This is a genomic window from Pseudomonas sp. 05N36 (assembly GCF_056397385.1).
Genome location: NZ_JBFTNH010000006.1, coordinates 161,573 through 185,241 on the forward strand (window position 1 = coordinate 161,573; position 23,669 = coordinate 185,241).

22 protein-coding genes are annotated in these 23,669 nt (G+C 59.8%); 6 read left to right on the forward strand and 16 right to left on the reverse strand.

Features of this window, described 5'->3' with window-relative positions; genetic code table 11:
• Positions 1-95: 95 nt before the first annotated feature.
• Together metE and AC1DIH_RS11020 are read left to right on the forward strand one after the other, a co-directional pair.
• On the forward strand, positions 96-2,408 hold the full coding sequence (gene metE, locus AC1DIH_RS11015) for a 5-methyltetrahydropteroyltriglutamate--homocysteine S-methyltransferase (protein WP_477771699.1): 2,313 nt from the start codon (positions 96-98) through the stop codon (positions 2,406-2,408).
• A gap of 229 nt (positions 2,409-2,637) precedes the next feature.
• Positions 2,638-3,672: an alpha/beta fold hydrolase gene (locus AC1DIH_RS11020; protein ID WP_477771700.1), complete on the forward strand. Its 1,035-nt coding sequence runs from the start codon at positions 2,638-2,640 to the stop codon at positions 3,670-3,672.
• Between the two features lie 40 nt (positions 3,673-3,712).
• Here the strand turns inward: AC1DIH_RS11020 and AC1DIH_RS11025 are convergent, their stop codons facing one another.
• The 6 genes from AC1DIH_RS11025 to AC1DIH_RS11050 are packed head-to-tail and all read right to left on the reverse strand — an operon-like array spanning position 3,713 to position 10,986.
• A complete protein-coding gene (locus AC1DIH_RS11025) occupies positions 3,713-5,110 on the reverse strand; it encodes a sigma-54-dependent transcriptional regulator (protein WP_477771701.1) in 1,398 nt (465 codons plus the stop codon).
• Positions 5,100-6,878: a sensor histidine kinase gene (locus AC1DIH_RS11030; RefSeq protein WP_477771702.1), complete on the reverse strand. Its 1,779-nt coding sequence runs from the start codon at positions 6,876-6,878 to the stop codon at positions 5,100-5,102. Before AC1DIH_RS11030 ends, AC1DIH_RS11025 begins: the two co-directional genes overlap by 11 nt.
• Positions 6,878-8,002, reverse strand: a complete 1,125-nt coding sequence (locus AC1DIH_RS11035; protein WP_477771703.1) for a GNAT family N-acetyltransferase — start codon at positions 8,000-8,002, stop codon at positions 6,878-6,880. Before AC1DIH_RS11035 ends, AC1DIH_RS11030 begins: the two co-directional genes overlap by 1 nt.
• Before the next feature lie 14 nt (positions 8,003-8,016).
• On the reverse strand, positions 8,017-8,880 hold the full coding sequence (locus tag AC1DIH_RS11040; RefSeq protein WP_429539338.1) for an alpha/beta hydrolase: 864 nt from the start codon (positions 8,878-8,880) through the stop codon (positions 8,017-8,019).
• Positions 8,877-10,271, reverse strand: coding sequence for an aspartate aminotransferase family protein (locus AC1DIH_RS11045; protein ID WP_477771704.1), 1,395 nt, complete (start codon positions 10,269-10,271; stop codon positions 8,877-8,879). The genes AC1DIH_RS11040 and AC1DIH_RS11045 overlap by 4 nt, the downstream gene beginning before the upstream one ends.
• Entirely contained in the window at positions 10,264-10,986 is a 723-nt protein-coding gene (locus AC1DIH_RS11050) for an MtnX-like HAD-IB family phosphatase (RefSeq protein WP_427533430.1), read from the reverse strand. The genes AC1DIH_RS11045 and AC1DIH_RS11050 overlap by 8 nt, the downstream gene beginning before the upstream one ends.
• A gap of 228 nt (positions 10,987-11,214) precedes the next feature.
• Between AC1DIH_RS11050 and AC1DIH_RS11055 the strand changes: the two genes are divergently transcribed.
• Both AC1DIH_RS11055 and AC1DIH_RS11060 read left to right on the forward strand, forming a co-directional pair.
• A complete protein-coding gene (locus AC1DIH_RS11055) occupies positions 11,215-11,985 on the forward strand; it encodes a MipA/OmpV family protein (protein WP_477771705.1) in 771 nt (256 codons plus the stop codon).
• 93 nt (positions 11,986-12,078) lie between these two features.
• Complete coding sequence (locus tag AC1DIH_RS11060) at positions 12,079-12,948, forward strand: fatty acid desaturase family protein (RefSeq protein ID WP_477771706.1); 870 nt, start codon at positions 12,079-12,081, stop codon at positions 12,946-12,948.
• 141 nt (positions 12,949-13,089) lie between these two features.
• On the opposite strand, the gene AC1DIH_RS11065 is transcribed toward AC1DIH_RS11060, so the two are convergent.
• From AC1DIH_RS11065 to AC1DIH_RS11110, 10 genes are all read right to left on the reverse strand, one after another.
• Entirely contained in the window at positions 13,090-13,494 is a 405-nt protein-coding gene (locus AC1DIH_RS11065) for a DMT family transporter (protein WP_477771745.1), read from the reverse strand.
• A 10-nt stretch (positions 13,495-13,504) separates the two neighbouring features.
• Positions 13,505-13,879, reverse strand: coding sequence for a DMT family transporter (locus AC1DIH_RS11070; RefSeq protein WP_103315546.1), 375 nt, complete (start codon positions 13,877-13,879; stop codon positions 13,505-13,507).
• On the reverse strand, positions 13,876-14,796 hold the full coding sequence (locus AC1DIH_RS11075) for an arginase family protein (protein WP_103315545.1): 921 nt from the start codon (positions 14,794-14,796) through the stop codon (positions 13,876-13,878). Before AC1DIH_RS11075 ends, AC1DIH_RS11070 begins: the two co-directional genes overlap by 4 nt.
• Positions 14,797-14,950: 154 nt before the next feature.
• Positions 14,951-15,280 (reverse strand): GlpM family protein, encoded by a 330-nt coding sequence (locus tag AC1DIH_RS11080; protein ID WP_427533459.1) that lies wholly within the window; start codon positions 15,278-15,280, stop codon positions 14,951-14,953.
• Between the two features lie 27 nt (positions 15,281-15,307).
• Positions 15,308-16,636 carry a two-component response regulator AauR gene (gene aauR, locus AC1DIH_RS11085; protein ID WP_477771707.1) on the reverse strand — a complete coding sequence of 443 codons (1,329 nt, stop codon included), beginning with the start codon at positions 16,634-16,636 and terminating at the stop codon, positions 15,308-15,310.
• A complete protein-coding gene (gene aauS, locus AC1DIH_RS11090; RefSeq protein WP_477771708.1) occupies positions 16,633-18,534 on the reverse strand; it encodes a two-component sensor histidine kinase AauS in 1,902 nt (633 codons plus the stop codon). Before aauS ends, aauR begins: the two co-directional genes overlap by 4 nt.
• Before the next feature lie 163 nt (positions 18,535-18,697).
• Positions 18,698-19,432 carry an amino acid ABC transporter ATP-binding protein gene (locus AC1DIH_RS11095; RefSeq protein ID WP_477771709.1) on the reverse strand — a complete coding sequence of 245 codons (735 nt, stop codon included), beginning with the start codon at positions 19,430-19,432 and terminating at the stop codon, positions 18,698-18,700.
• On the reverse strand, positions 19,429-20,100 hold the full coding sequence (locus tag AC1DIH_RS11100; protein WP_477771710.1) for an amino acid ABC transporter permease: 672 nt from the start codon (positions 20,098-20,100) through the stop codon (positions 19,429-19,431). The genes AC1DIH_RS11095 and AC1DIH_RS11100 overlap by 4 nt, the downstream gene beginning before the upstream one ends.
• On the reverse strand, positions 20,100-20,846 hold the full coding sequence (locus AC1DIH_RS11105; RefSeq protein ID WP_123582358.1) for an amino acid ABC transporter permease: 747 nt from the start codon (positions 20,844-20,846) through the stop codon (positions 20,100-20,102). Before AC1DIH_RS11105 ends, AC1DIH_RS11100 begins: the two co-directional genes overlap by 1 nt.
• A 191-nt stretch (positions 20,847-21,037) precedes the next feature.
• Positions 21,038-21,952 (reverse strand): glutamate/aspartate ABC transporter substrate-binding protein, encoded by a 915-nt coding sequence (locus tag AC1DIH_RS11110; RefSeq protein WP_477771711.1) that lies wholly within the window; start codon positions 21,950-21,952, stop codon positions 21,038-21,040.
• A gap of 379 nt (positions 21,953-22,331) precedes the next feature.
• On the opposite strand from AC1DIH_RS11110, the gene AC1DIH_RS11115 reads away from it, so the two are divergent.
• Together AC1DIH_RS11115 and AC1DIH_RS11120 are read left to right on the forward strand one after the other, a co-directional pair.
• A complete protein-coding gene (locus AC1DIH_RS11115; protein WP_477771712.1) occupies positions 22,332-23,246 on the forward strand; it encodes an alpha/beta hydrolase in 915 nt (304 codons plus the stop codon).
• Positions 23,243-23,569, forward strand: coding sequence for a PA3694 family proteiin (locus AC1DIH_RS11120; RefSeq protein ID WP_427533443.1), 327 nt, complete (start codon positions 23,243-23,245; stop codon positions 23,567-23,569). Before AC1DIH_RS11115 ends, AC1DIH_RS11120 begins: the two co-directional genes overlap by 4 nt.
• Positions 23,570-23,669: the final 100 nt, after the last annotated feature.

Below are 23,669 nucleotides of genomic sequence, written 5' to 3' on the forward strand. Positions count from 1 at the left end.
AGTAAATTTTGTGATCAACACGAAAAGGTTGAGTTTGTCTCATGTTGGGTTGGCTGTCGACAATAGGGCCATCTTTTACTTCAGAGAAACTCACCATGGCCCTGGCCCACACACTCGGTTTTCCACGCATCGGCGCCGACCGCGAGCTGAAAAAAGCCCTCGAATCCTACTGGAAAGGCGATCTCGATCAGGCCGGGTTGAAAATCGTCGGCCGTGAACTGCGGGCCAGACACTGGCAAGTGCAGAAAGACGCCGGCATCGACCTGCTGCCCGTGGGCGACTTCGCCTGGTACGACCAGGTGCTGACGCACTCGCTGACCTTTGGCGTGATTCCCGAGCGCTTCGACAGTGCCAGGGATGCCCAGGGCCTGCCGACCCTCGACACCTTGTTCGCGATGGCCCGTGGCGCCAGTGCAAAGTGCTGCGGCGGTGAGTCAGCCAAGACGCACCATGCGCAGGAACTGACCAAGTGGTTCGACACCAACTACCACTACCTGGTCCCGGAATTCAGCGCTGACCAATCGTTCAAACTGAGCTGGGAACAGCTGTTCGATGAAGTCGACGAAGCCCATGCCCTTGGTCACCGTGTCAAACCGGTGATCATCGGCCCGCTAACTTACCTGTGGCTGGGCAAGGCAAAAGGCAACGACTTCGACAAGCTCGACCTGCTCGAGCGCCTGCTGCCGCTGTACGGTGAAATTCTCAATCGGCTCAAGGCCCAAGGTGTGGAATGGGTGCAGATCGATGAGCCAATCCTGACCCTCGACCTGCCGCAAGCCTGGAAAAACGCCTTCGAGCGCGCCTACCACATCCTTCAGTATTCGCCGCTGAAAAAACTCGTGGCCACCTACTTCAGTGGCCTGGAAGACAACCTCGGGCTGGCCGTGAGCCTGCCTGTAGACGGCTTGCACATCGACGCGGTACGGGCGCCGGAACAACTGGGCCAGGTCCTCGATCGTCTACCGACGTACAAAGTGCTGTCGGTGGGCCTGGTCAACGGTCGCAATGTCTGGCGTTGCGAGCTGGAACAGGCGCTGGCACAGCTGAAGCCGGCGCAAGAGCGTTATGGCGACAACCTGTGGGTCAGCAGTTCGTGCTCGCTGCTGCACAGCCCGGTGGATCTGGACCGTGAAGACACGCTCGACGCCGAGCTGAAGAGCTGGCTGGCGTTCGCCGTACAAAAGTGCGGTGAAATTGCCGTGCTGCGCGATGCGCTCAACGATCCGCAAGCGCCGCAGGTCCAGGCTGCGCTGGCGCAGAGCCGTGCCGTGCAGGCCAGCCGTGCGCAGTCGCCACGCATCCACAAAGCCGAGGTGCAGGCGCGCATCAGGGCCATTCGCGACACCGACAGCCAGCGTCACTCGGTGTTTGCCCAGCGTATCGAGTTGCAACGCGCACGCCTGAATTTACCGGCCTTCCCGACCACCACCATCGGCTCGTTTCCGCAGACGGCGTCGATCCGTCTGGCGCGCCAGTCGTTCAAACAGGGCAAGCTCTCGGCCAACGATTACACCGACGCCATGCACAGCGAAATCCGCCACGCGGTGCAAATCCAGGAACGTCTTGGCCTCGACGTACTGGTGCATGGTGAAGCCGAGCGCAACGACATGGTCGAGTACTTTGCCGAGCAACTCGATGGTTATCTGTTCACCCGTTTCGGCTGGGTTCAGAGCTACGGTTCACGCTGCGTGAAACCGGCGATCATCTACGGTGACCTGAGCCGTCCGAAGGCCATGACCGTCGACTGGATCACTTACGCGCAGAGCCTGACCGACAAGGTCATGAAAGGCATGTTGACCGGGCCGGTGACGATGCTGATGTGGTCGTTCCCGCGTGAGGACGTGTCGCGCAAAGTCCAGGCGCAACAGTTGGCGCTGGCCCTGCGCGATGAAGTGGTCGACCTGGAGCAGGCCGGGATCAAAATCGTCCAGATCGACGAAGCGGCGTTCCGCGAAGGTTTGCCGCTGCGCCGGGCGCAGTGGCAGGAATACCTCGACTGGGCAGTGCAAGCGTTCCGCTTGAGCGCGTCCGGCGTGCGTGATGAAACGCAGATCCACACCCACATGTGCTACAGCGAATTCAACGACGTGATCGAATCCATCGCGGCCATGGACGCGGATGTGATCACCATCGAGACCTCGCGTTCGGACATGGAATTGCTGGAAGCCTTCAAGGCCTTCGACTACCCGAACGACATCGGTCCGGGCGTCTACGACATCCATTCGCCACGGGTGCCGGACACCACCGAGATGGTCAAGTTGATGAGTAAAGCCGTGCAGCGGATTCCGGCCGAGCGGCTGTGGGTCAACCCGGACTGCGGCCTGAAAACCCGCGCCTGGCCGGAGACGGAGGCGGCGTTGGTGAATATGGTCGCCGCGGCGCGCCAGTTGCGTAGCCAGTTGGCTTAAGGATGCCATCGCGAGCAGGCTCGCTCCCACAGTTGATCGGTGTCGTACACAAACTCTATATCCGACATAAATCCCGTGGGAGCGAGCCTGCTCGCGATGAACGATAACGCGGTCTACGAATCGACCGCTCGGCACTCTTCATCAAACTGTCACGTAACTGTGGCAGCGCGCTTTAACAAAGTTCATCAGACTCGCTCTCTACTGGGGTTCTGCGTTTCGGTGTTTCTTCATGCGGGTACGATTTTTTTCAACGGCGGTTTTTTTGACCGCTCTGCTGTTCGGCCTACCGTCTTTGGCGGCGTCGCGCTGCGATGTCAATGTGCCGACCGAGCGGGTCGATCTGGCGCAGGTGAGCCTGGCGTACCAGAGCATCGGTCGTGCGTCCGATCCTGCGTTACTGCTGGTGATGGGCTTGGGTGGCCAGTTGATTCACTGGCCGGACGAAGTGGTGGCGGCGCTGTGCGAGCAGGGTTTCCGGGTGATTCGCTATGACAATCGCGATGTCGGGTTGTCGACCTGGCGTCAGGCTCCGGCCAACGCCAACCTGACCTTTGAGGTGCTGCGCTACAAACTCGGTTTACCGGTAGCGGCGCCGTACAGCCTGACCGACATGGCGGACGACGCACTCGGCCTGATGGATGCGCTGCACGTGGAGCAATTCCATGTGCTGGGCGCGAGCATGGGCGGGATGATCGCCCAGCACATGGCGGCCATGGCGCCGCAGCGGGTCGAGAGCCTGACGTTGATCATGACCAGCTCCGGTGCCGAAGGGCTGCCGGCGCCGAATGCGGCGCTGGTGCAATTGCTCTCACGGCGCAGTGCGCCGAACCGTGAGGTGGCTCTGGAGCAACAGGCCGATCTGCTGGCCGCGTTGGGCAGTCCGCAGGTGAGTGATGATCGTCAGGCGCTGTTGCATCAGGCGGCGGTGGCGTACGACCGGGCGTTTAATCCAGAAGGCGTGAAACGCCAGATCATGGCGATCCTCGCCGAGCCGAGCCGTGTGGCGCTGCTCAACCAGCTGCGGGTGCCGACGCTGGTGGTGCACGGCACCGCTGATCCGCTGTTGCCGGTGATGCATGGCATTCACCTGGCGGCGCATATCCAGGGCAGTCAGTTGAAGCTGATTCCGGGGCTGGCCCATCGTTTTCAGGAAGCGTTCAAGGCGCCGTTACTGGCGGCAGTGTTGCCGTACCTGAAAACCCATCGTGAGGACACCTCGCATTGGGCGCAGATCGATCCGGTACAGGCGCCGAATCTGTTGTAAAACGTTTGTAATGGGCAAGAGCCCTGTGGGAGGGGCGGTTTCAGCGGACAATCTTGTCCACATGAATTCCGAGTTTCTTCAGCCGATACCAGAAGCTGCGCTCCGAGATGCCGATCAGTTGGGCGGCGGCTGCTTGTACGCCATTGCTTTGTTGCAGGGCGGCAAGAATGTACGACTTCTCGACTTCCACCAGCGCGGCATCGAGGTCCGATGGCACGCCAGTACCTTCGTTGAGGGACACGCGGGCACCGTCGACGGTGGGTCTTGAGGCAAACAGGTACGCCGGCAGATCGTCTTCCTCGATCACTGCACCCGAGGCCACGATGGTGGCGCGTTCAACGCAGTTTTGCAGTTCGCGGATATTCCCCGGCCATGAATAATTGGCCATGGCCTGCAAGGCTTCCGGGCTGAAACCGGTGATGCGTTTGCCGGCGGTGGCGCCCAGGGTGTGAGCGAAGTGTCGGGCCAGAGGCGCGATGTCTTCAACCCGTTCACGCAGGGCGGGCAGGGGGATCGGGAACACATTGAGGCGATAGTAGAGGTCTTCGCGAAACTCTTTGTTGGCCACCGCTTCCAGCAGGTTCTTGTTGGTGGCGGCGATCACTCGCACATCGACTTTGCGCTCGCGCGGGTCGCCTACCGGCTCGATCACTCGCTCCTGCAAGGCCCGGAGGATTTTTGCCTGCAAGGCCAGCGGCATGTCGCCGACCTCATCGAGAAACAGCGTGCCCTTGTCGGCCTGCATGAAGCGTCCGACCCGGTCCGCCACGGCACCGGTGAAGGCGCCTTTGCGATGGCCGAACATTTCACTTTCCAGCAACCCTTCGGGGATCGCCGCACAGTTCACGGCGACGAAAGGTTTGTCGGCGCGGTTGCCATGTTTGTGGATGGCCCGGGCGACCATTTCCTTGCCGGTACCGCTTTCGCCGGTGAGCAGAATGGTCGCATTGCTTTCGCGTACCGAATCCACTGCTTGCAGCACTCGACGAAAGGTCGGGCTGTCGCCCACCAGGCTGTCGATCTGCTGGTGTTCTTCAAGCTCGGCGCGCATGCGCTGGTTGTCTTTGAGGATGTCGCGAAATTGCAGGGCCTTGTTGACGGTGATGTCCAGCTCATCGATGTCGAACGGCTTGGCAATGTAGTCGAAGGCGCCATTGCGCATCGACTGCACGGCATTTTTCACGGTGCTGTAGGCCGTCATGACGATCACCGGCAGCTGCGGATAGCGCACTTTGACTTCCGCCAGCAACTGCGGCCCGTCCATGCCGGGCATGCGCCAGTCGCTGATCACCAGGTCGATGTCTTCCTGTTCCAGCACCTTGAGCGCGTGCAGGCCATTGCTCGCGGTGAACACCTGGATGTCGTTCTGGCTCAGGGCTGAGGCCAACAAGTCGCAAAGCTTGGGCTCGTCATCGACCACCAGAATGTTATGCGTCATCACTGTCCTCGTCGTCGCCGTCGTCTTCACCGTTGGCCGGAATGTACAGGCTGAATGTGGAGCCGGCATCTTTTTCACTGATGCATTCGACCCGTCCGTCATGGTTTTCCATGATCGAGAAGACTTTTGCCAGCCCCAGGCCGGTACCTGAAGCCTTTGTGGTGACGAACGGTGTAAAAATCCGTTCGAGCATGTCCGGTTCGATGCCCTGGCCGGTGTCGGAAACACTGATGACGGTGTATCCCTTGTCGCTGGTTATGCCCAGGGTCAGGCGGCCGCCGTCAGGCATTGCGTCTATGGCATTGATCACCAGGTTCAGGCAAGCCTGTTTGAGCTGTCGTGCGTCGGCATAGATGGTCGCGCCAGGGGCGGTATCTTCGATTCGGGCGTCGATGTTGTGAGTCGCCAGTTCCGGGGCGCAGAACCCGACCAACTCATCAATCAGCGGTCGCACCGGTTGGGTGGAGCGCATGGGCGCGTTGGGCTTGGCAAAGTCGAGGAACTCGGTGATCAGGTCGTTGATCCGGGTGACCTCGCTGACCACGTATTCCAGATGCCGTTTGTCGGTGTCGGGCAGGTCGGCGCGACGGTGCAACAATTGGGTCGCGGTCTTGATGATGCCCAGCGGGTTGCGGATTTCATGGGCCAGGCCCATGGCCACTTCACCCAGGGCGTGCAAGCGATCGCGGCGGCGCAGTTGCGACTCCAGGTGCTGCAACTCGCCGAGACGTTCGGTCATGTGGTTGAAGGTGCTGCTCAGTTCGGCCAGTTCGTCGCTGCCATAGACCGGCACTCGCTGACGATAATCGCCGTCGATCACCGCCCGAACGCCTTTGGAGAGACCGCGCAGGGGCTGGGTCAGGCGTTGCGAGATCAGCCAGCCAACACCCAGCGACAGCGCTGAGCTGAGGATGAAAATCAGGATGAACAGATTGCTCTGGTTCACCAGCCCGACCAGGCTGTTGTGGCGTAGCAGGCCACTGAAGATCACACCCTGAAGTTCACCGCTGTCATTGAGGATTGGCCGATAGATGCCGCTGTAGTTTTTGGTGAACTGTTCGATTGGTTTTTTCGTGGTGCGCAGGATTTGCTCGATGTCTTCGGGCACCTTCATGGGGTGATCGTCGAAGCGCTGGGTCGCGAAAATTTCCGAGAAGTCCTCGGCCTTGGCCAGGTACAACCGCAGGTCAAGGGAATGCACATCGGCGACGCTGGTGAGAAAGCTGCTGTCCAGGTAGTTGGCGAGGACCAACTGATAGTCGACCCCAGCCTGGGATGTCTGGAAGGTCGAGACCAGGATGCCGGTGGACGCGCCCGTGACCTGAATGGTTTGCAGGACGGCTTTGGGCGCGGTGTTGATTTGCTGGACGATGTCGTCGGTCACGGTACTGAACAGCACTTTGTGATCGCTGGTGCGCACCAGCGCCACGACGTCGATGCCCATGGCTTCGGCAATGTCGGCGCTGAGGCGGTCCTGCCGGGCCGAGAGCCGGTCGTTGATCGGGCGGATGTGGCGCAGCAACAACTGGGCGACCCGCGTGTTTTCGCGCAGGATTTCCCGGACCTCGTCTTCGACGATCTTGGTCGACTCCTGCAACCAGATGCGCACGTTGCTATCGAAGATCTGTGACAGCGTGGTGGCCGCCAGTTCCGCGGCGATCATGGTCGGGATCACACTGACCAGCCAGAATGCCAATACCAGCTTGCGTTGCAGGCTCCAGCGGGAGATGGCGAAGGGCAGGGCTTTACGGCGTCGGACTTTGATCATCAGGTTTCGCTTATCGCAGCAGCCATGGCAGGGTCGGATTTATCCGGTCGGACGAACAGTTTCACGAGTTTCAATACTGCGTTGAGCAACCCGTTGCGGTGGTGAAAAAACAGCGTATTGCCTTCGAATTTACAACCGAGCCGCAGCTTACTGGCATAACCGGCCTGGCCGCACTCATACAGCGGGATCTTGTGTTGAATACAATAGTCGACATTGGTCAGCCAGCTTCTGAAGTACAGGTTGTACTCACGGGTCTGTTCCAGGTCGTGGGCAAAAAATTTGTCCACCAGTCGATGTTCGTCCAGCAGCACCAGGTTGAACGCCACCAGTTGCTCGCCCACCCAATACAGCACGCACGCGGCACGTTGGTCGAGGTGTTCGAGGATACTGGTGAAATACGCTGCGGACAGTCGTTCGAACTCCAGATCGCTGCGCGCCAGGGTGGCTTCATACAAACGCATCATCTGGGGCAATACATCGTCGACCGAGCGTCGCCATTCGATTCGCGGGCCTTGCGCCCGAAGTTTTCGGCGCAAGTCCTTGCGGGTGGATTTGCCCAGTGTGCCGAGGTAGGCATCGAGTGAGCCGAACGCGATCGGCAATACCGCACTCGGTAAACCAGGCATGGTTTGCAGCCCGGCCTCGCGGCAGACGTCAATCCACTGCTGATCGTGGCTGGGTGCATCCTTGACCGCCAACAGGCCGATACCCGCCTGGTTGGCATCGTTACGAGCCAACGTCAGTAACTGACGCAGCAGCGCCGGACGTCGGTCTTCGGTGATGTGGCTGGCGGTGCTTGCGTGGCATTGCTCGGTCACTGGTGATCCCAAGGCATACAAGCGAATATCCAGCACGCCCGGCAACCATTGGCGCAAGCGTTGCGTGATGCGTTTGCCGATGCCCTGCACCGTGGTGTCGAGCGAGTACTGCGTGGTAAACGCCGCGGCTGCGGCAATCAATGTGCTGCCTTCAAAGAGTGCAAGGTAGCGCCACTGGAAGTCGGTGACCCCCGCCTGTTCAACGGCCCGGTAATAATCCCAGTCCTCCAGTTCCCCTGGGAAACAGTCATTCCAGGCGCAGCGTTCAATGGCCTCGATAGTTGAAAAGGCTTGGGCGGTAATCACGTCTTGTCCTTAAGCTACGCCAGTTGTCGATACTCTTCACGCTCGCCGGGCTTTATGGAGAGCTGATGGACAAAGTCCGCGCTCAGGTCCACGACACGGCGGTATTCCAGGTCAACTGTGATCATGTGATAGCAGTTGTCCAGCAGGATCTTGGTGACCGGGCCGCCGAGATGGCGTTCGACGTAATCGGCGTTCCAGCGGCTGGTGATGTCGTCTTCGATGGAGTGCAGCACCAGGGCCGGCGTCTTGATCGACGGCATGCGTTTCTTGACCACGGCATTCATCCGGTGCAATTCGCGCACGGTGACGCCTTCCATGGTCAACAGACCGGCATTGCTGCTTTCGCCGTCCTTCATCTGACGTTCGACGATTGCCCGCAGGCGCTCGTTCTTGATGCCATAAGGTGGCTTCTCTTCGAAGCTGCAGATGTGCACGCCGAACGGAATCTTCATCAACAAAGGCGTCAGGAACGCCAGTTTGTGGATGCTCCAGCCGTCGTAGCGCAGGGTGGTTGAATACATCAGCAGGCCGGCGACCTGTCCTGGATGCTCGGAGGCAACATACATGGACATGACCGCGCCCATGGACAGACCGCCGACGAACACCTGTTCGTGCTTCTGGCGAATGCCCACGAATGTCTTGCGTACACCTTCGTACCAGTCCTGCCAGCCGGTGGCTTGCAGGTCGGCATTGTCACCGCAGTGCCCGGCCAGGGTTGGCACGTACACCGTGCAACCCGATTTGGCCAGGCCAATGGCAACCCGACGCAACTCCGTCGGGGTGCCGGTCAGGCCGTGGATCAACAACACCGCGACCTCGCCACTGCCGAGAACGAAACCGGTACTACCTTCGCCGAGATCGATCTCTGTTTGGTTCATCGTTTCATGGCCCGGTTCAGCAATTGCTCGAGCAGTTTCAGGCCCAGGTCGATTTCCGCGTAGCTGATTTCCAGCGACGGGGCCAGGGTGATCACGTTCTTGTAGTAGCCGCCCACGTCGAGGATCAGACCCAGTTTCTGACCGTCAACCACCATATCGCCCTTCATGCCTTCCTCGACCATGTAGTCCAGGGTCGCCTTGTCCGGGGTGAAGCCGTCAGTGGTGCAGATTTCGCAGCGCAGGGCCAGGCCCAGGCCGTCGACGTCGCCGATGATCGGGAAGCGTTTCTGCAGCTCTTGCAGGCCTTCGAGGAAGTACTTGCCCTTGGCCATGACCATCGAGCCGTAGTCGACTTCGTGGGTCATCTTGAACATTTCCAGACCGACCGCAGTACCCAGCGGGTTGGAGGCGAAGGTGGAGTGAGTCGAACCTGGCGGGAACACCTTCGGGTTGATCAGCTCTTCGCGAGCCCAGATGCCGCCCAGTGGGTTGAGGCCGTTGGTCAGCGCCTTACCGAAGACGATCACGTCCGGCTTGACGTCGAAGTGTTCGATCGACCACAGCTTGCCGGTACGCCAGAAACCCATCTGGATTTCGTCGACGACCATCAGAATGCCGTGCTGATCCAGCACTTGCTTGAGTTCGCTGTAGAAGTTCATTGGCGGAATCACGTAGCCGCCGGTGCCCTGGATCGGCTCGACGTAGAAGGCTGCGTATTCGCTCTGGCCGACTTTAGGGTCCCACACGCCGTTGTATTCGGTTTCGAACAGGCGGGCGAACTGCTGCACGCAATGGCTGCCGTATTCTTCCTTGGTCATGCCTTTCGGGCCACGGAAGTGGTACGGGAACGGGATGAAGTTGGCGCGCTCACCGAAGTGACCGTAGCGGCGACGGTAGCGGTAGCTCGAGGTGATCGACGAGGCGCCGAGGGTACGACCGTGGTAGCCGCCTTCGAAGGCAAACATCAGGCTCTTGCCGTTGGTGGCGTTACGCACGACTTTCAACGAGTCTTCGATGGACTGCGAACCGCCGACGTTGAAGTGCACGCGGCCGTCGAGGCCGAACTTGTTCTTGGCGTCGACCGCGATCATTTCCGACAGCTCGATCTTGCCTTTGTGCAGGTACTGGCTGGCGATTTGCGGCAGGGTGTCGATCTGTTGTTTCAGGGCGTTGTTCAGGCGCGGGTTGGCGTAACCGAAGTTGACCGCCGAGTACCACATTTGCAGGTCGAGGTAAGCCTGGTCGCTGGTGTCCCACACGTACGAGCCTTCGCAACGGCTGAAAATGCGCGGTGGTTCGATGTAGTGAACGGTGTCGCCGTACGAGCAATACTTGGCTTCTTTTTCCAGAAGAACCTGGTCTTCTGGTGTAGCAATTCGGATATCAGACATGGTGGAAGAGTTCCTGATTTTGTAGCGAGAGTTCAGAAGAGGCTTCAAGCGCGAATTCAGTGGCGTTGGCTGCGCTGCCGGCCGGCAGTTTGGCCAGCAGGGCCGGAAGTTCGGCGAAGCTGTCGAAGCGGGCGTAGGCGATGCCATTGCGTTCGCAATGTTCGGCCAGGCGGTCCTTGGCAAATACGAAGTCGGCGGTGGACGCCACGCACATGTCGGACTGGCCGTCACCAATCACCAGCACGCGTTTGCTGCTGGGTGTGGATTTGCATTTGCAGTTGCCGGAAGCCGCACGGCAAGCGTCGCTCGAATACGGGAAGTCGATGCGCCAGCTGTTGTTGTCGACCTGGCGCAGGCGGTTGGCGAGGATCGGCAGGAGGCTGACGTAGTTGCGCGCCAGAATCCGCGCGATACCTTGTTCGATACCGTCGCTGACGACTTCGATGGAAGCACCCAGGCCGACCACGTGGTCGACAAAGTCCGGGAAGTCGGCATCGATTTCGACGCTGTCGAAGAACCCGAGCAGTTCATCTGGAGTTGCCTTGACCAGCGAAAGCTGGCGGCTGAGGCATTCACGCGAACCGATAGCACCGCTCAGCCACTCGTCCTCGATCGCTTCCCAGCTCGGGTCGGCGAAACGTTGGAGAATGCTGTCGATGACGTCGGTTCGGGTGATGGTCCCGTCGAAATCACACACGATATGCCAATCAATCATCTGCATTACCTATTGGGGCAGGGGCGCGCTGATGCGCTTGCAACGGGGTAGAGCAGGGATTGTGCCAAGTTGTTTCTGACCCTATAGGCTGGGGCTCTGAGGTATGCTGTGCGGGAAATATGTCCGCGAAGCTACAATTTTTGTAGGTTGCTACAAACAACATGAGTGCTTGCGCAGCAAAATCGACCTGGGAGTTGATGCGCGCCTGTACTGATAAGGAATTGTTTTATGTTCAGGAAAATTTGCGCACTGCTGGCCAGCCTGCTGTGCCTTGGCGGCTTTTGCGCCACCGCGCAGGCGGCCGGGATAACCGGCGAGGCGGGTCTCGGCATGAGCAATCAGCCCTATGACCCCACGGGTAGCCGTTATGAAACCGTGCCGGTACCTTACTTCGATCTGGACTGGGGCGATGTCAGCCTCAGCACCGACGACGGTTTGACCTGGAGCGCCTTGAAAACCAATGGTTTCAGTGCCGGGCCGTTTATCAACTACATTCCGGGCCGCAACTCCAATGGCACGCTGCGGGGCCTGCACAATGTGTCGGCCATGGGCGAGGCCGGTGGTTTCGTTCAGTACAGCCCGGCTGATTTCTGGCGCATTTTCGCTTTCGTCGGCCATACCGTGGGGGCTAATCGCGGCCAGGGTGGTGTGCTCGGTCGGGTGGGCGGGGAAGTGGGTTATCCACTGGGGCTGGGGATCATTGGCAGTAGCGAATTGAGCGCCAGTTTTGCCGATCGCCAGCAGACTCAGACGTTCTTTGGTGTTTCCGCGAAAGACGCCCGGGATTCGGAGTTCCGTCCGTACAAGGCCAGTGGCGGCATGCAGAATGTCGCGTTGACCCAGAACTTCGAGTTCCCGCTGGCCGCAAAGTGGTCGCTGGTGACCAGTGCCACCTGGAAGCACCTGACCAATTCCGCGGCGGACAGCACTATCGTCAAGCAAGAAGGCCGCGTGAACCAGGGCGAAGTACAGGCGGCGATCAGCTACAAATTCAATTGACCATCCCCTGTAGCAGCAGGCTACGCCAGCTACGGTAAGTTTGGTCTGCTGTTTGCAATAGCTGTGGAGAACTCAATTTCTCAGGAGTGCTTCATGGCTCGTCCCGTGTATCGTTTCCTTGCCTATTCGCTGTGGGATCTGGTCCCGATTGCGCTGGGTGTGGCTCATCTGGCGTTTGTGCTGTGGTTGGTGCAGGCCTTCCATGACCTGTCGTGGTGGGCCATTGTGCCGCTGGCGCTGGTCTATGCCGTCAGCCTGTCGTGGAGCATCAACAGCATTTCCCACAACCAGATCCACAACCCGTACTTCACCCTTGGCTGGATGAATCGGGCGTTCGATCTGTTGTTGTCGGTCACCATCGGTTTCTCGCAGACCCTCTACCGCGACATCCACAATCGCCATCATCGTGGTAATTCAGACCTGCCGGACGCACACGGAAAAACCGTCGATCCGCTGTCGATCTACCTGCGTGGCAAGGATGACCAACCCGAGAACCCCTGGTCGTATACCTTTCTCAGCTTTTTCCGCGATGATCCCAAGCCGTTCTACGAAGAAATGCAGCGCAAGCGGCCGAGCGATGCGCGCTGGGTCAAGGTCGAGATCTATGTGACGGTGGCGGCGTATGTGGCGCTGGCGTTCTATGACTGGCATGCCGTGTTGCTGTTGCTGCCGTTCTGGTATCTGGGCCAGGCACTGTCGTCGCTCAATGGGTATTACGAGCATTTTGGCGGCAATCCGGACTTGCCGATCGCCTGGGGCGTGAGCAGCTACAGCGTGCTTTACAACCTGATCTGGATGAACAACGGCTACCACGCCGAGCACCATTACCGGCCGAAAATGCACTGGACCCAGGTCAAGGCATTCCACCGCGAAATTGCCGAGCAGCAACGTGCAGCGGGTGTGAAGGTGATCCCGGTGTCACACGGACTGGGCTTTCTGACGGCCCACCAGCCGAAACGCTGATTGTGGCGAGGGAGCTTGCTCCCGCTGGGCCGCGAAGCGGCCCTGAAACCTTGAGGGTCAGACACACCTGGGTGGTCGGATTGCGAGCGCTTCGCACTCGAGCGGGAGCAAGCTCCCTCGCCACAGGGAAATGCGTTGTTCTCAGGTTTCTTCGCCTTCTGCCAGCAACGCTATCCCGCCCATGATCACTGCCACGCCCAGCCAGTGCAGCAGGCTGATTTGCTCACCGAGGCCGAGCCACGAGCCGAGCAGCACGCCGACAAACACCAGCGAACTCAGCGGAAACGCCAGCGACAGGCTGCTGCGCCGCAGGATCAACATCCAGACGAAAAACGCCCCGATGTAGCAAGCGATGGCCGTCAGCACCCCAGGATTACCGGCCACGGCCGCCAGCCATTTAAGGTTGAAGTCCATCTGCCCCAGTTGATCGCCACCGACTTTGGTGGCGATCTGACCGCCACTTTCAAAACCGATCAGCAGCATCCAGAGCACCACAGTGCCCAGACGTCCGTGCAACCAACCCATAGTGCTGTTCCTTTCCATCATCGATTGAGCTTCAGGCATGGGCGACACACACGAGCATCACGCCCGCCGTAATCACCAGGGTGCCAAGCCAGCGCCGGCGGCTGACGGTTTCACCCAACACGACTTTACCGGCCAGTACCACGCCGCAATAAGCCAATGCCGCAGACGGAAACAACAGGCTCAGCGGTGCGCGGGACAGGGCTTCGAGCCAGACAAAGAACTCGATGGCGTAGGCGCCGATCCCGCACCAGAGCAACGGCGCGTTGAACACCTGGCCCCAGAATGCATTCAGTCGAAAGCCGCCTTCGAGCTCCGGTAAACGGTCCAGGCCCAGCTTGAAACAAAGCTGGCCGATGACGTCCAGAACTATCGAAAACGCCACCAGTAACACCACGGTCAAGGTCACGGGAATAACTCCTCGAACAGGCTGATCAGCGCCTGGTTGGTTGCCGCATTTCGCAGCAGATCGTCTTCGCTCCAGCGCTCGGGGGACGGCTGGTCGGATTTGGCTTCCCAACGCTTGAGCGCGTTGCTGAAGGCTGGTTGGGCGAACTCGCCGCAGACATCGATGCCGAGGATTCTCTTGCTCGCGGCCAGCATGCGCAGGGCCTGCAGCAAGTGCGTCAGCCGCATGCCACCCTGATCCCAGTTGGTCGCGGCGTCTTCACTGGCCAGCACATCCTTGTCGATGGTAATCCACACCGCTTCGGTCGGCAGGCTCTCGATCAGTTGCTGGAGAAACACCGGCCAGTCGAGGTCGGCCAGGTTACGCCAGTGCAACAGGTTTTCCCGCTGTTGATGCCCGGCACCATCGCCGATGAAACCCCAGACCTGGGACGGCGGATGCTGCCAGGGGAACAGCTGCAAGTCGCCACGCTTCAGCGCGCCGAGGTTGCCGCCACGCAGTTGCGGGTTATGCAGGTCATCACTGCACGGTCCGAGGGTGACGATGCGTTTGATGTTCGGCAGCTTCAGTGCCCGGTTGACCCATGAACCGCAATGCCGACGCGGCGCGAAACGCACCCAGTCGGGATGGTTGTCGAAATGAATCAGGCTGACTGGCTCGGTAATTTCGGCGAGAAAAGCCGGAGTCAGGTGGTGGTAGTCACCGGAACCTATAAAGAAGATTTCCGGCTGCGGCCCCGTATGGCGGGGCCGTTCGCGCAGGCGTTCGGAAAAGCGTCGATAGTTTTTCTCGCTGGACCACAAACGCAGTTTGGGGCCCAGATCGAGCAGGTCCAGACGCTTGGCGCGCCCGCTTTCCAGCAGGCGGGCAATCGGCGCCTGGGCTGTCAGGCTGTGGTCGAGGTCCAAGATATTCAAAACGTATTTTTACCCATGGCAGCGCCCCTCCAAAGCCGGCGCGGTCGATCGCGAGCGCAGGCCGGGCGGGCTTTAGGGGTTAAATGCAAGGGACGGGCCAGCGTCGGGTTTGAATGACCGGGTGAGGGGATCGATCTGAAGCCCTGAAAGGCAGTCAGGCGTGAACGCGGACCCAAACGGAAACCAACACCGTCGCCGCCATCAGCCACGCAAGCGCCGCCACCGCCAGCGAAGCCTCCAGGCGAAGGCGATCGACCATCACGTACAAGGTTGCCAGATAAACGAAGTACGGAATGATCGACCACATGCCAAACACGATGGTGGTCTTCAGATCGTCCAGCGAGCGGCCCTTACCGACGATGTAATGGGCAATCAGGGCAAAGGTCGGAAACAGCGGCACCAAGCCTGCGATGTAATAGTTTCTGGTTTTGGCGAGGAAGGCGAGGATCACCACCACCGCGGCGCCCAGTGTAGCTTTCAACAGTAGATCCACGGGAACTCTCGCAGCGGGTTAGTGGCTCAGGCCGTATTTTTTGACTTTGTCGAACAGCGTGGTCTTGGCCATGCCCAGTTCCAGGCTGGCCTGGGTCAGGTTGCCGCCGCTGCGCTGCAAGGCATCGTTGAGCAGGTTGCGTTCGAAGGCTTCCACCGCTTCGGAGAACGCCAGGCCTTGGGCGGCGCCACCGCTGCCGGATTTCTTGAAGGCCGGCAAACCCAGGGCAAATCGCTCGGCGACGTTGCGCAGTTCGCGCACGTTGCCGGGCCAGTCGTGGCTCATCAGGTTCGACAGGGTCTGGTTGTCCAGTTCAGGCAGCGCACGGTCAAAGCGCAGGGACGATTGCTGCAAGAAGTGTTCGAACAATTGCAGGATGTCTTCGCGGCGCTCACGCAGCGGCGGCAATTCCAGCGTCACTACGTTCAAGCGGTAATACAGGTCGCTGCGAAACTGACCGGCGCGGCTTAAGTCGTCGAGGTCGGACTTGGTTGCCGCGATCACCCGGCAGTCGACCGCAACGCTCTGGTTCGAGCCGAGCCGCTCCAGCGTGCGCTCCTGCAATACCCGCAGCAGTTTGATTTGCAGCGGCAGCGGCATGCTTTCCACTTCATCGAGGAACAACGTGCCGCCGTGGGCGTGTTCGATCTTGCCGATCCGGCGTTTTCCAGCGCCGGTAAAGGCATTCGCTTCGTGACCGAAGATTTCGCTTTCGAACAGGTTTTCCGGCAGGCCACCGCAGTTCAGCGCGACGAATTGCTGCGACTGACGGCGGCTGAAGTCGTGCAGGCAACGCGCGACCAGTTCTTTACCGGTACCGGTCTCGCCTTCGATCAACACGTTGGCCGAGGTGTCGGCGACGTTGGCGATCAGCTCGCGCAGGTGCTGCATGGCGGGCGAGCGCCCGATGATCCGGCCCTCAAGGGAATCACGCTCGGCCAGTTGCCGGCGCAGTGAGGTCACTTCGCGGGCGAGGCTGCGTTGCTCCAGGGCGCGGCGTGCGACGTCGACCAGGCGTTCGGGGGAGAACGGTTTCTCCATGAAGTCGTAGGCGCCTTTTTGCATCGCGCCAACCGCCATCGAGATGTCGCCATGGCCGGTGATCAGCACCACCGGCAGGCTACGGTCACGGGCCTTGAGGCGGTTCAGCAGTTCCAGGCCATCGATGCCCGGCAGGCGAATGTCGCTGATGACAATCCCGGCAAAGTCGTCGCCGACCCGCGCCAGGGCCTCTTCAGCGCTGCCAACACCTTCGCAGGGGATGTCTTCCAGGGCCAGGGCCTGCTGGCAACCGAGCAGGACATGGGGATCGTCTTCGACGATCAGCACACTAAGGTCGTTGTTCATATCGGCTCGGCGGGAAGGGGGCTTACCAACGGTAAGCTGAGGACGAAAGCGGTACCACCACTGACCGGGTGCTCGACGCCGAGGTGACCGCCGGTGGCGGCCGCCAGACTCGCGGACAGGGTCAGGCCAAGGCCCAGGCCCTGTTCGCCGGGTTTGGTGGTAAAGAAAGGCTCGAACAAATGCTTGCGGGCTTCGGTGTCGATACCGTGGCCGTTATCGCGGACGCGCAGGCGGTATTTGCCGTCGACAACCTCACCTTCCAGCCATAGCTCGGGCAATGGCTGCGCTTGCATGGCGTCCAGCGCGTTGCCGATCAGGTTGACCAGGATCTGTTCCAGGCGGGTCTGGTCGATCTGTACTTGTACGTCGCTGAACTCGCGGTGCAACAGCAAGCGAGCGCTTTCAAGGCGTGCACCGAGCAGTTGCAAGGCGGCATCTACCGCTTTGCCGAGGCTGGCCTGGCCCTGGTCGTCGCCGCGCCGGGCAAAGGAGCGCAGGCTGGCGGTGATCCGGCCCATGCGGTCGATCAGATCGTTGATGGTTTTCAGGTTGGCACTGGCGATGTCCAGCTGACCGCGCTCGAGAAAGCGCACGGTATTGCCGGACAAGGTGCGCAACGCGGCCAGCGGCTGGTTCAATTCGTGGGCAATGCTGGTGGACATCTGGCCGATGGCCGCCAGTTTGCCGGCCTGTACCAGTTCGTCCTGGGCCCGGCGCAACGTTTCTTCGGCCTGGCGACGTTCGCGGATCTGGCTTTTCAGGCGCTCGTTGCTGGCCCGCAGGTCGGTAGTGCGTTCGGTAATCCTGCGTTCGAGCTGATTGTTGGCTTCTTGCAGCGCCTCACGGGCGGCGAGGCGGGTGGCGATGACTTTGCGCCGTTCGTTCCAGGCAATCAGCAGGAACGCCACCAGTGCGAAGGCCACAGCGACCAGGATGCCCTGGTTGATCGCTTCCCGACGCAAATCGCCGAGCGGTGTGAGCAGGGTGAAATTCCACGGTGTATCGCTCAAGGCGCGGGTCTGCGACAGGTAACTGATTTCCTGTTCATCCGAGACCAGCTCGGCGTTGGCCGGGAAGGTGATTTTCTCCACGCCTTCGGACAGCCGCTCGCGGGCCAGCGGTTCCAGTTCGTTGAGCGGGTACCAGTAATATTGCAGGCTGCGGGCCAGGCGTTCCTTGGTGTCGTCGCTGAGCGGGCGAACCGATTTGAGCCGCCGCGCCGGGTCGCTGGACAGGATGATGATGCCATTCTCGTCGCTGACGAAGGCTTCCAGGCGTGCACGCTGCCAGCGTTCTTCCATGGCTTCGAGGCGGACTTTGACCACTGCGACGCCGATGATCTTGCCTTGCTCTTCCAGGCCATGGGCCAGGTAGTAGCCGGGCTCGCCGTTGGTGCTGCCGATGCCGTAGAAACGACCGGGCTGACCGCGTACGGCATTCTGGAAATACGCACGGAAGGACAGGTCTTCGCCGAGGTAGCTGTCGACATCGCGCCAGTTACTGGTGGCCAGTACCCGACCGGTGGTGTCCATCACATAGATTGCCCGACTGCGGCTGCGCCGGTTCAGGCCTTCGAGGTAATTGTTGACCGCTTGCCGGTGCTCGGGCGTAGGGTCGGCCAGCAGCTCTGAAACACTCGATTCGAGTTCCAGCAGGCTGGGCAGGTAGGTGTATTTGTTGATCTCGCTTTCGACCGCGCGGGCGTGCAGTTCCAGCTGACGCTGACCGTTCTCGCTGAGGCTGCGAATGCCGTAGTGCTCGCTGACCCAGAAGCCGACATAACCCAGCCCGACCATCAGCAAGATGACCAGCGGTGGCAGGAACAGTTGGCGAATCAGACGGGGTTTCACGGCAAGTGATGGCGGCGCTGCGCGATAGAGAGTGGAGTCGCATTTCATCACAGATGCCTTGGGTCAACCACAACACAAATTTCCACATCAACACCGATCCAGTGTGGGAGCGGGCTTGCTCGCGAAAGCGGTGTGTCAGCCAACATTGATGTTGAAGCTGATGGCCTCTTCGCGAGCAAGCCCGCTCCCACAGGGTGGAGCGGTGCTGTTGTTAGTGCTGCAGAATCTTGTCGAGGAAGTGCTGCGCGCGGTCCGAGCGGGCGTTGATGTCGCCGAAGAACTCTTCCTTCTTGCAGTCTTCGATGATTTTGCCCTGATCCATGAAGATCACCCGGTCCGCCACTTTACGGGCGAAGCCCATTTCGTGGGTGACGCACATCATGGTCATGCCTTCGTTGGCCAGTTGCACCATCACGTCGAGCACTTCATTGACCATTTCCGGGTCGAGCGCCGAGGTCGGTTCGTCGAACAGCATGACGATCGGGTCCATCGCCAGTGCACGGGCAATCGCCACACGCTGTTGCTGACCACCGGAGAGCTGGCCCGGGTGCTTGTGGGCGTGAGCCGAAAGACCGACGCGCTCAAGCAGTTGCAGGCCCTTTTTGGTGGCCTCTTCCTTGCTGCGGCCCAACACCTTGATCTGCGCGATGGTCAGGTTTTCGGTGATGCTCAGGTGCGGAAACAGTTCGAAATGCTGGAACACCATGCCAACGCGCGAGCGCAGTTTCGGCAGGTCGGTCTTCGGGTCGGCGATGGAGGTGCCATCGACCACCACGTCGCCTTTCTGGAACGGTTCCAGGGCGTTGACGCATTTGATCAGGGTGGATTTACCGGAGCCGGACGGCCCGCACACCACAATCACTTCGCCTTTTTTGACCTCGGTGCTGCAATCAGTCAGTACCTGGAAGTCGCCATACCACTTGTTGACATTCTTGATAGAAATCATACGGCAAACCTTTTTTGCAGACGCTTGACCAGCCGTGAGGCGGCAAAGCTGATTGTGAAGTACACGAGACCTGCGATGATCAGGAACTCATTGGCGCGGCCGATGATGTCGCCACTGGCCCGCGTAGCATTGAGGAAGTCCACCAGGCCGACCGTGTAGACCAGCGAGGTGTCCTGAAACAGGATGATGCTTTGTTGCAGCAACAGCGGGGTCATCTTGCGAAACGCTTGCGGCAGGATGATCAGGCGCATCATCTGGCCGTAGCCCATGCCCAACGCCTTGGCTGCACCCATCTGTCCCTTGGGAATCGACTGCACGCCGGCCCGGACGATTTCGCAGAAGTACGCCGCTTCGAACATCATGAAGGCCACGATGCACGAGGTGAACGCACCGATCGGCGTGTCCTCGCCGGTGATCCAGCGCAGCACGAACGGTACCGCCAGGTAGAACCAGGTGATCACCAGCAGCAGCGGGATCGAGCGGAAGTAGTTCACGTAAGCGCCGGCAATGTTCGACAGCAGCTTGCTGTGGGACAAGCGCATCAGCGCCAGGAGAGTGCCGAGGATAATCCCGCCGACGACGCCGAGTGCCGTCAGTTGCAGGGTCATGACCATGCCGTTCCACATGCCGGGGACGGCCTGGACGACGCCACTGAAATCAAGATCCATTATTTACCCCCCACGGAAATCAGGCCGGGCACCGCAACTTTCTTCTCGACCATACGCATCAGCAGCATCAGGCTCATGTTCAGGGTGAAGTAGATCAGGGTCGCCAGGGTGAAGGCTTCGAACAGGTTGGCGGAGAACTCCGCGGTCTGTTTGGTCTGTGCGAGCAGCTCCATCAGGCCGATCAAGGAGGCGACGGAGGAGTTCTTGAAGACGTTGAGAAATTCCGAGGTCAGCGGCGGAATGACGATCCGGTAGGCTTGGGGCAGCAGCACATTCCAGTAGATTTGCGGCAGCTTGAAGCCCATGGCGCGGGCGGCCGATTCCTGGCCACGCGGCAGCGCCTGGATACCCGTGCGCACTTGCTCGCACACCCGGGCGGCGGTGAACAGGCCCAGGCACACGACGACGCTCAGGTAGGCCGAAGTGGTCGGGTTCAGGTCCTGCTTGTACCAGTCCTGCAGGTTTTGCGGCAACAGGTCGGGCACCAGGAAGTACCAGATGAACAGCTGAACCAGCAGCGGTACGTTACGAAAGAGTTCCACATAGCAGGTGGCGATACCCGATACCAGGCGATTCGGTACGGTACGCATGACGCCGAGCACCGAGCCCAGCGTCAAGGCGATGATCCAGGCCACGATGGCGATGGCGATGGTCCAGCCCAATCCCGTGATGAACCAGTCGAGATAGGTCTCGCTGCCCACGCCGGTGGACTTGAAGAACACGCCCCAATCCCAGTTGTAATTCATTAGGGTCTCCCCTCAGATCAATCGATGTACAAGTGCCCGCCTGGGGAAACTCCGTTCCCTCCGATCTCGACGATCAGGCACACGCGATCGGCTCGACAACCACCGGTTCGAGTGTTTCCAGAAGGTGCCAGCGGGTAGTGACAGCCTCCTGAAAGGGCGCAGGCCCTGTCAGGAGGTGGGTCAGTCAGAAATCAGGATTTCTTTTCTTCAGCCGCTTTGTCGGTCGGGTTGGCGATCAGGGCCTTGAGCTCGTCGCTCATCGGGAACATCAGGTTCAGGTTTTTTGGCGGGATTGGCTGAGTGAACCACTTTGCGTAGATCTTGTTGATATCGCCGGACTTGTAGGTCGCGACGATGGCGTCGTCTACAGCCTTCTTGAACGGCGCGTCGCCCTTGCGGACCATGCAGCCGTAGATTTCATAGGACTGGGCAGTACCGGTCACGGCCCAATCATTCGGATTCTTGGCCTTGGCCATTTCACCGGCCAGCAAGGCGTCGTCCATCATGAAGGCGACAGCACGACCCGATTCCAGCATCTGGAAGGATTCGCCATGGTCTTTGGCGGAGATGACGTTCATGCCCATCTGCTTGTCGGCGTTCATCGACTTCAGAATGCGCTCGGACGTGGTGCCGGCGGTGGTCACGACGTTCTTGCCCTTGAGGTCGGCGAAGTCTTTGTAGGTCGAGTCTTTTTTCGACAGCAGCTTGGTGCCGATTTCGAAGATGCCAACGGAGAAATCAACTTGTTGCTGACGCTCGGTGTTGTTGGTGGTGGAACCGCACTCGACGTCTACAGTGCCGTTTTGAACCAGTGGAATACGGGTTTGCGAGGTGACCAGGTTGTACTTGACCTTCAGGTCTGGCATATCCAGGTCTTTCTTGATGGCTTCGACGATTTTCAGCTGAATATCGTGGGAGTAGCCGACCGGTACACCGGAAGCATCTGCAATGTAGGAAAACGGAATAGAAGCGTCGCGATGCCCCAGGGTAATGGTGCCGGACTCTTTGATCTTTTTCAGGGTGCCGGTGAGTTCGGCGGCGAAAACTGGCGTGCTGATCAGAGCGGCCGCAATGGCTGCGCCCAGGATATGGGGAACGATGCGCATCAAATTTTCCTCTACATTGTTTTTATATGGAGCCGGTTTATCGGCCCTTTTGTACTGCGGAATGCCTTGACGGCTCCTGAAGTGTTGGCACATCAGACATTCTTACCAAGTTGTAGAGCATGAGTCGTGCCAGTCCGAAATTCATCAGCTAACTTATTGATTTTAAAAAATATTTAATTTTTATAGGGGTGGATTCAGGACTCGATAATCCGGTTAACCGAATCGACTGACGGGTCGCGTTCGGAAAACCGAATGCAAGAATTCGCAGCCCGCGGCAGCAGCTAAGCTGGAATGTGATTCCCTGCGAGCAGCCGCAGACCGCGATCCTGGTGATCTGAATGGCAGCGCAATTCTTCACCTTCATTGCGGGTTTCAACGGATGAAAATCCTCGGCGTCCTTTGCCTTCTCCTGACCCTCGGCGGTTGCAGCTCCTTGCTGTTCTACCCCGATCCCGGTCTGCCGTTTACCCCGCAAAAAGCCGGGCTTGAATACCGTGACGTCACCTTGACCACCGCTGACGGCGTGAAACTCAATGGTTGGTGGCTGCCGGCCAAAAAAGGCGTAGCGGTCAAGGGCACAGTGCTGCACTTGCACGGCAATGGTGGAAACCTCGCCGGGCATCTGGGGGCCAGTTGGTGGCTACCGAAGCAGGGTTACCAGGTGCTGTTGGTGGACTATCGCGGCTATGGGCTGTCGCAGGGTAAACCCGGCCTTCCGGCGATCTATCAGGACATCGACGCTGCATTCAAATGGCTGGACGAGGCGCCAGAAGTCCACGGCAAACCGTTGATCGTTCTGGGCCAGAGCCTTGGCGGTGCGCTGGTCGTGCATTACCTGGCTGAACACCCCGAGCGTCAGCCCCGGCTCAAGGCGCTGGTCCTCGACAGCGTGCCGGCCAGTTACCGGGATGTCGGGCGGTTTGCACTGAGTTCGTCGTGGATGACCTGGCCGTTTCAGGTGCCGTTGTCCTGGCTGGTGCCGGACGCCGACAGCGCGATCTACGCCATGCCGCAGGTCAATGGCGTGCCAAAATTGATCTTCCACAGTATCGACGATCCGCTCGTGCCTCTTTCCAATGGCATCCGACTGTATCAAGCTGCGCCCGCGCCCAGGGTTCTGCAATTGACCCGAGGCGGGCATGTGCAGACCTTCAGCGTCCCGATCTGGCGCACCGTCATGCTGCGTTACCTCGATGACCCGCAGCACTTCAACGGTCTGCGCCGCCTGGGCGAAACGCCCAATTACCCGGCACCCCCGAATTCAGAAGTTGAACCTCCAGAGAGTCCGCAATGAGTGAAGAACGTAACGCCATCCCACTGATCATCACCGGTATCTGCAGCATCCTCGGCACGGTCGGGGCCTTGTGGTACTACGGCTACCTGCACTTCGCCAAACCGGAAGACGCACTGCTGCTGAACGATTTCACCATGCTCAAGACCGTGCCGGGCGAAGACTACAAAGTCTCCCTGGAGCCGGCCGCGCAAGTCGCCCAGTGTGTCGATGGCGTGCTGGTGCTGTTCGACACCGAACAGAAAGGCCTGACCGGCGTGCTGGTCAACAACAAGAAGAAGGCCGTGCGTTGCATGGGGCAGGAAACGCCGCAGCTCGAACAGTAATCCCTGCGACGTGAACCTTTGTGGCGAGGGAGCTTGCTCCCGCTAGCCTGCGAAGCAGGCCTGAAAGCTCTCACCTCGTTGTTTCAGATAGACCACCTCA

Excerpts from the sequence above, each read along its gene's own strand:
- metE (WP_477771699.1), top strand. The coding sequence starts at position 96 with ATGGCCCTGGCCCACACACTCGGTTTTCCACGCATCGGCGCCGACCGC.
- AC1DIH_RS11020 (WP_477771700.1), top strand. The coding sequence starts at position 2,638 with ATGCGGGTACGATTTTTTTCAACGGCGGTTTTTTTGACCGCTCTGCTG.
- AC1DIH_RS11025 (WP_477771701.1), bottom strand. The coding sequence starts at position 5,110 with ATGACGCATAACATTCTGGTGGTCGATGACGAGCCCAAGCTTTGCGAC.
- AC1DIH_RS11030 (WP_477771702.1), bottom strand. The coding sequence starts at position 6,878 with ATGATCAAAGTCCGACGCCGTAAAGCCCTGCCCTTCGCCATCTCCCGC.
- AC1DIH_RS11040 (WP_429539338.1), bottom strand. The coding sequence starts at position 8,880 with ATGAACCAAACAGAGATCGATCTCGGCGAAGGTAGTACCGGTTTCGTT.
- AC1DIH_RS11045 (WP_477771704.1), bottom strand. The coding sequence starts at position 10,271 with ATGTCTGATATCCGAATTGCTACACCAGAAGACCAGGTTCTTCTGGAA.
- AC1DIH_RS11050 (WP_427533430.1), bottom strand. The coding sequence starts at position 10,986 with ATGATTGATTGGCATATCGTGTGTGATTTCGACGGGACCATCACCCGA.
- AC1DIH_RS11055 (WP_477771705.1), top strand. The coding sequence starts at position 11,215 with ATGTTCAGGAAAATTTGCGCACTGCTGGCCAGCCTGCTGTGCCTTGGC.
- AC1DIH_RS11060 (WP_477771706.1), top strand. The coding sequence starts at position 12,079 with ATGGCTCGTCCCGTGTATCGTTTCCTTGCCTATTCGCTGTGGGATCTG.
- AC1DIH_RS11065 (WP_477771745.1), bottom strand. The coding sequence starts at position 13,494 with ATGATGGAAAGGAACAGCACTATGGGTTGGTTGCACGGACGTCTGGGC.
- aauR (WP_477771707.1), bottom strand. The coding sequence starts at position 16,636 with ATGAACAACGACCTTAGTGTGCTGATCGTCGAAGACGATCCCCATGTC.
- aauS (WP_477771708.1), bottom strand. The coding sequence starts at position 18,534 with ATGAAATGCGACTCCACTCTCTATCGCGCAGCGCCGCCATCACTTGCC.
- AC1DIH_RS11095 (WP_477771709.1), bottom strand. The coding sequence starts at position 19,432 with ATGATTTCTATCAAGAATGTCAACAAGTGGTATGGCGACTTCCAGGTA.
- AC1DIH_RS11100 (WP_477771710.1), bottom strand. The coding sequence starts at position 20,100 with ATGGATCTTGATTTCAGTGGCGTCGTCCAGGCCGTCCCCGGCATGTGG.
- AC1DIH_RS11105 (WP_123582358.1), bottom strand. The coding sequence starts at position 20,846 with ATGAATTACAACTGGGATTGGGGCGTGTTCTTCAAGTCCACCGGCGTG.
- AC1DIH_RS11110 (WP_477771711.1), bottom strand. The coding sequence starts at position 21,952 with ATGCGCATCGTTCCCCATATCCTGGGCGCAGCCATTGCGGCCGCTCTG.
- AC1DIH_RS11115 (WP_477771712.1), top strand. The coding sequence starts at position 22,332 with ATGAAAATCCTCGGCGTCCTTTGCCTTCTCCTGACCCTCGGCGGTTGC.
- AC1DIH_RS11120 (WP_427533443.1), top strand. The coding sequence starts at position 23,243 with ATGAGTGAAGAACGTAACGCCATCCCACTGATCATCACCGGTATCTGC.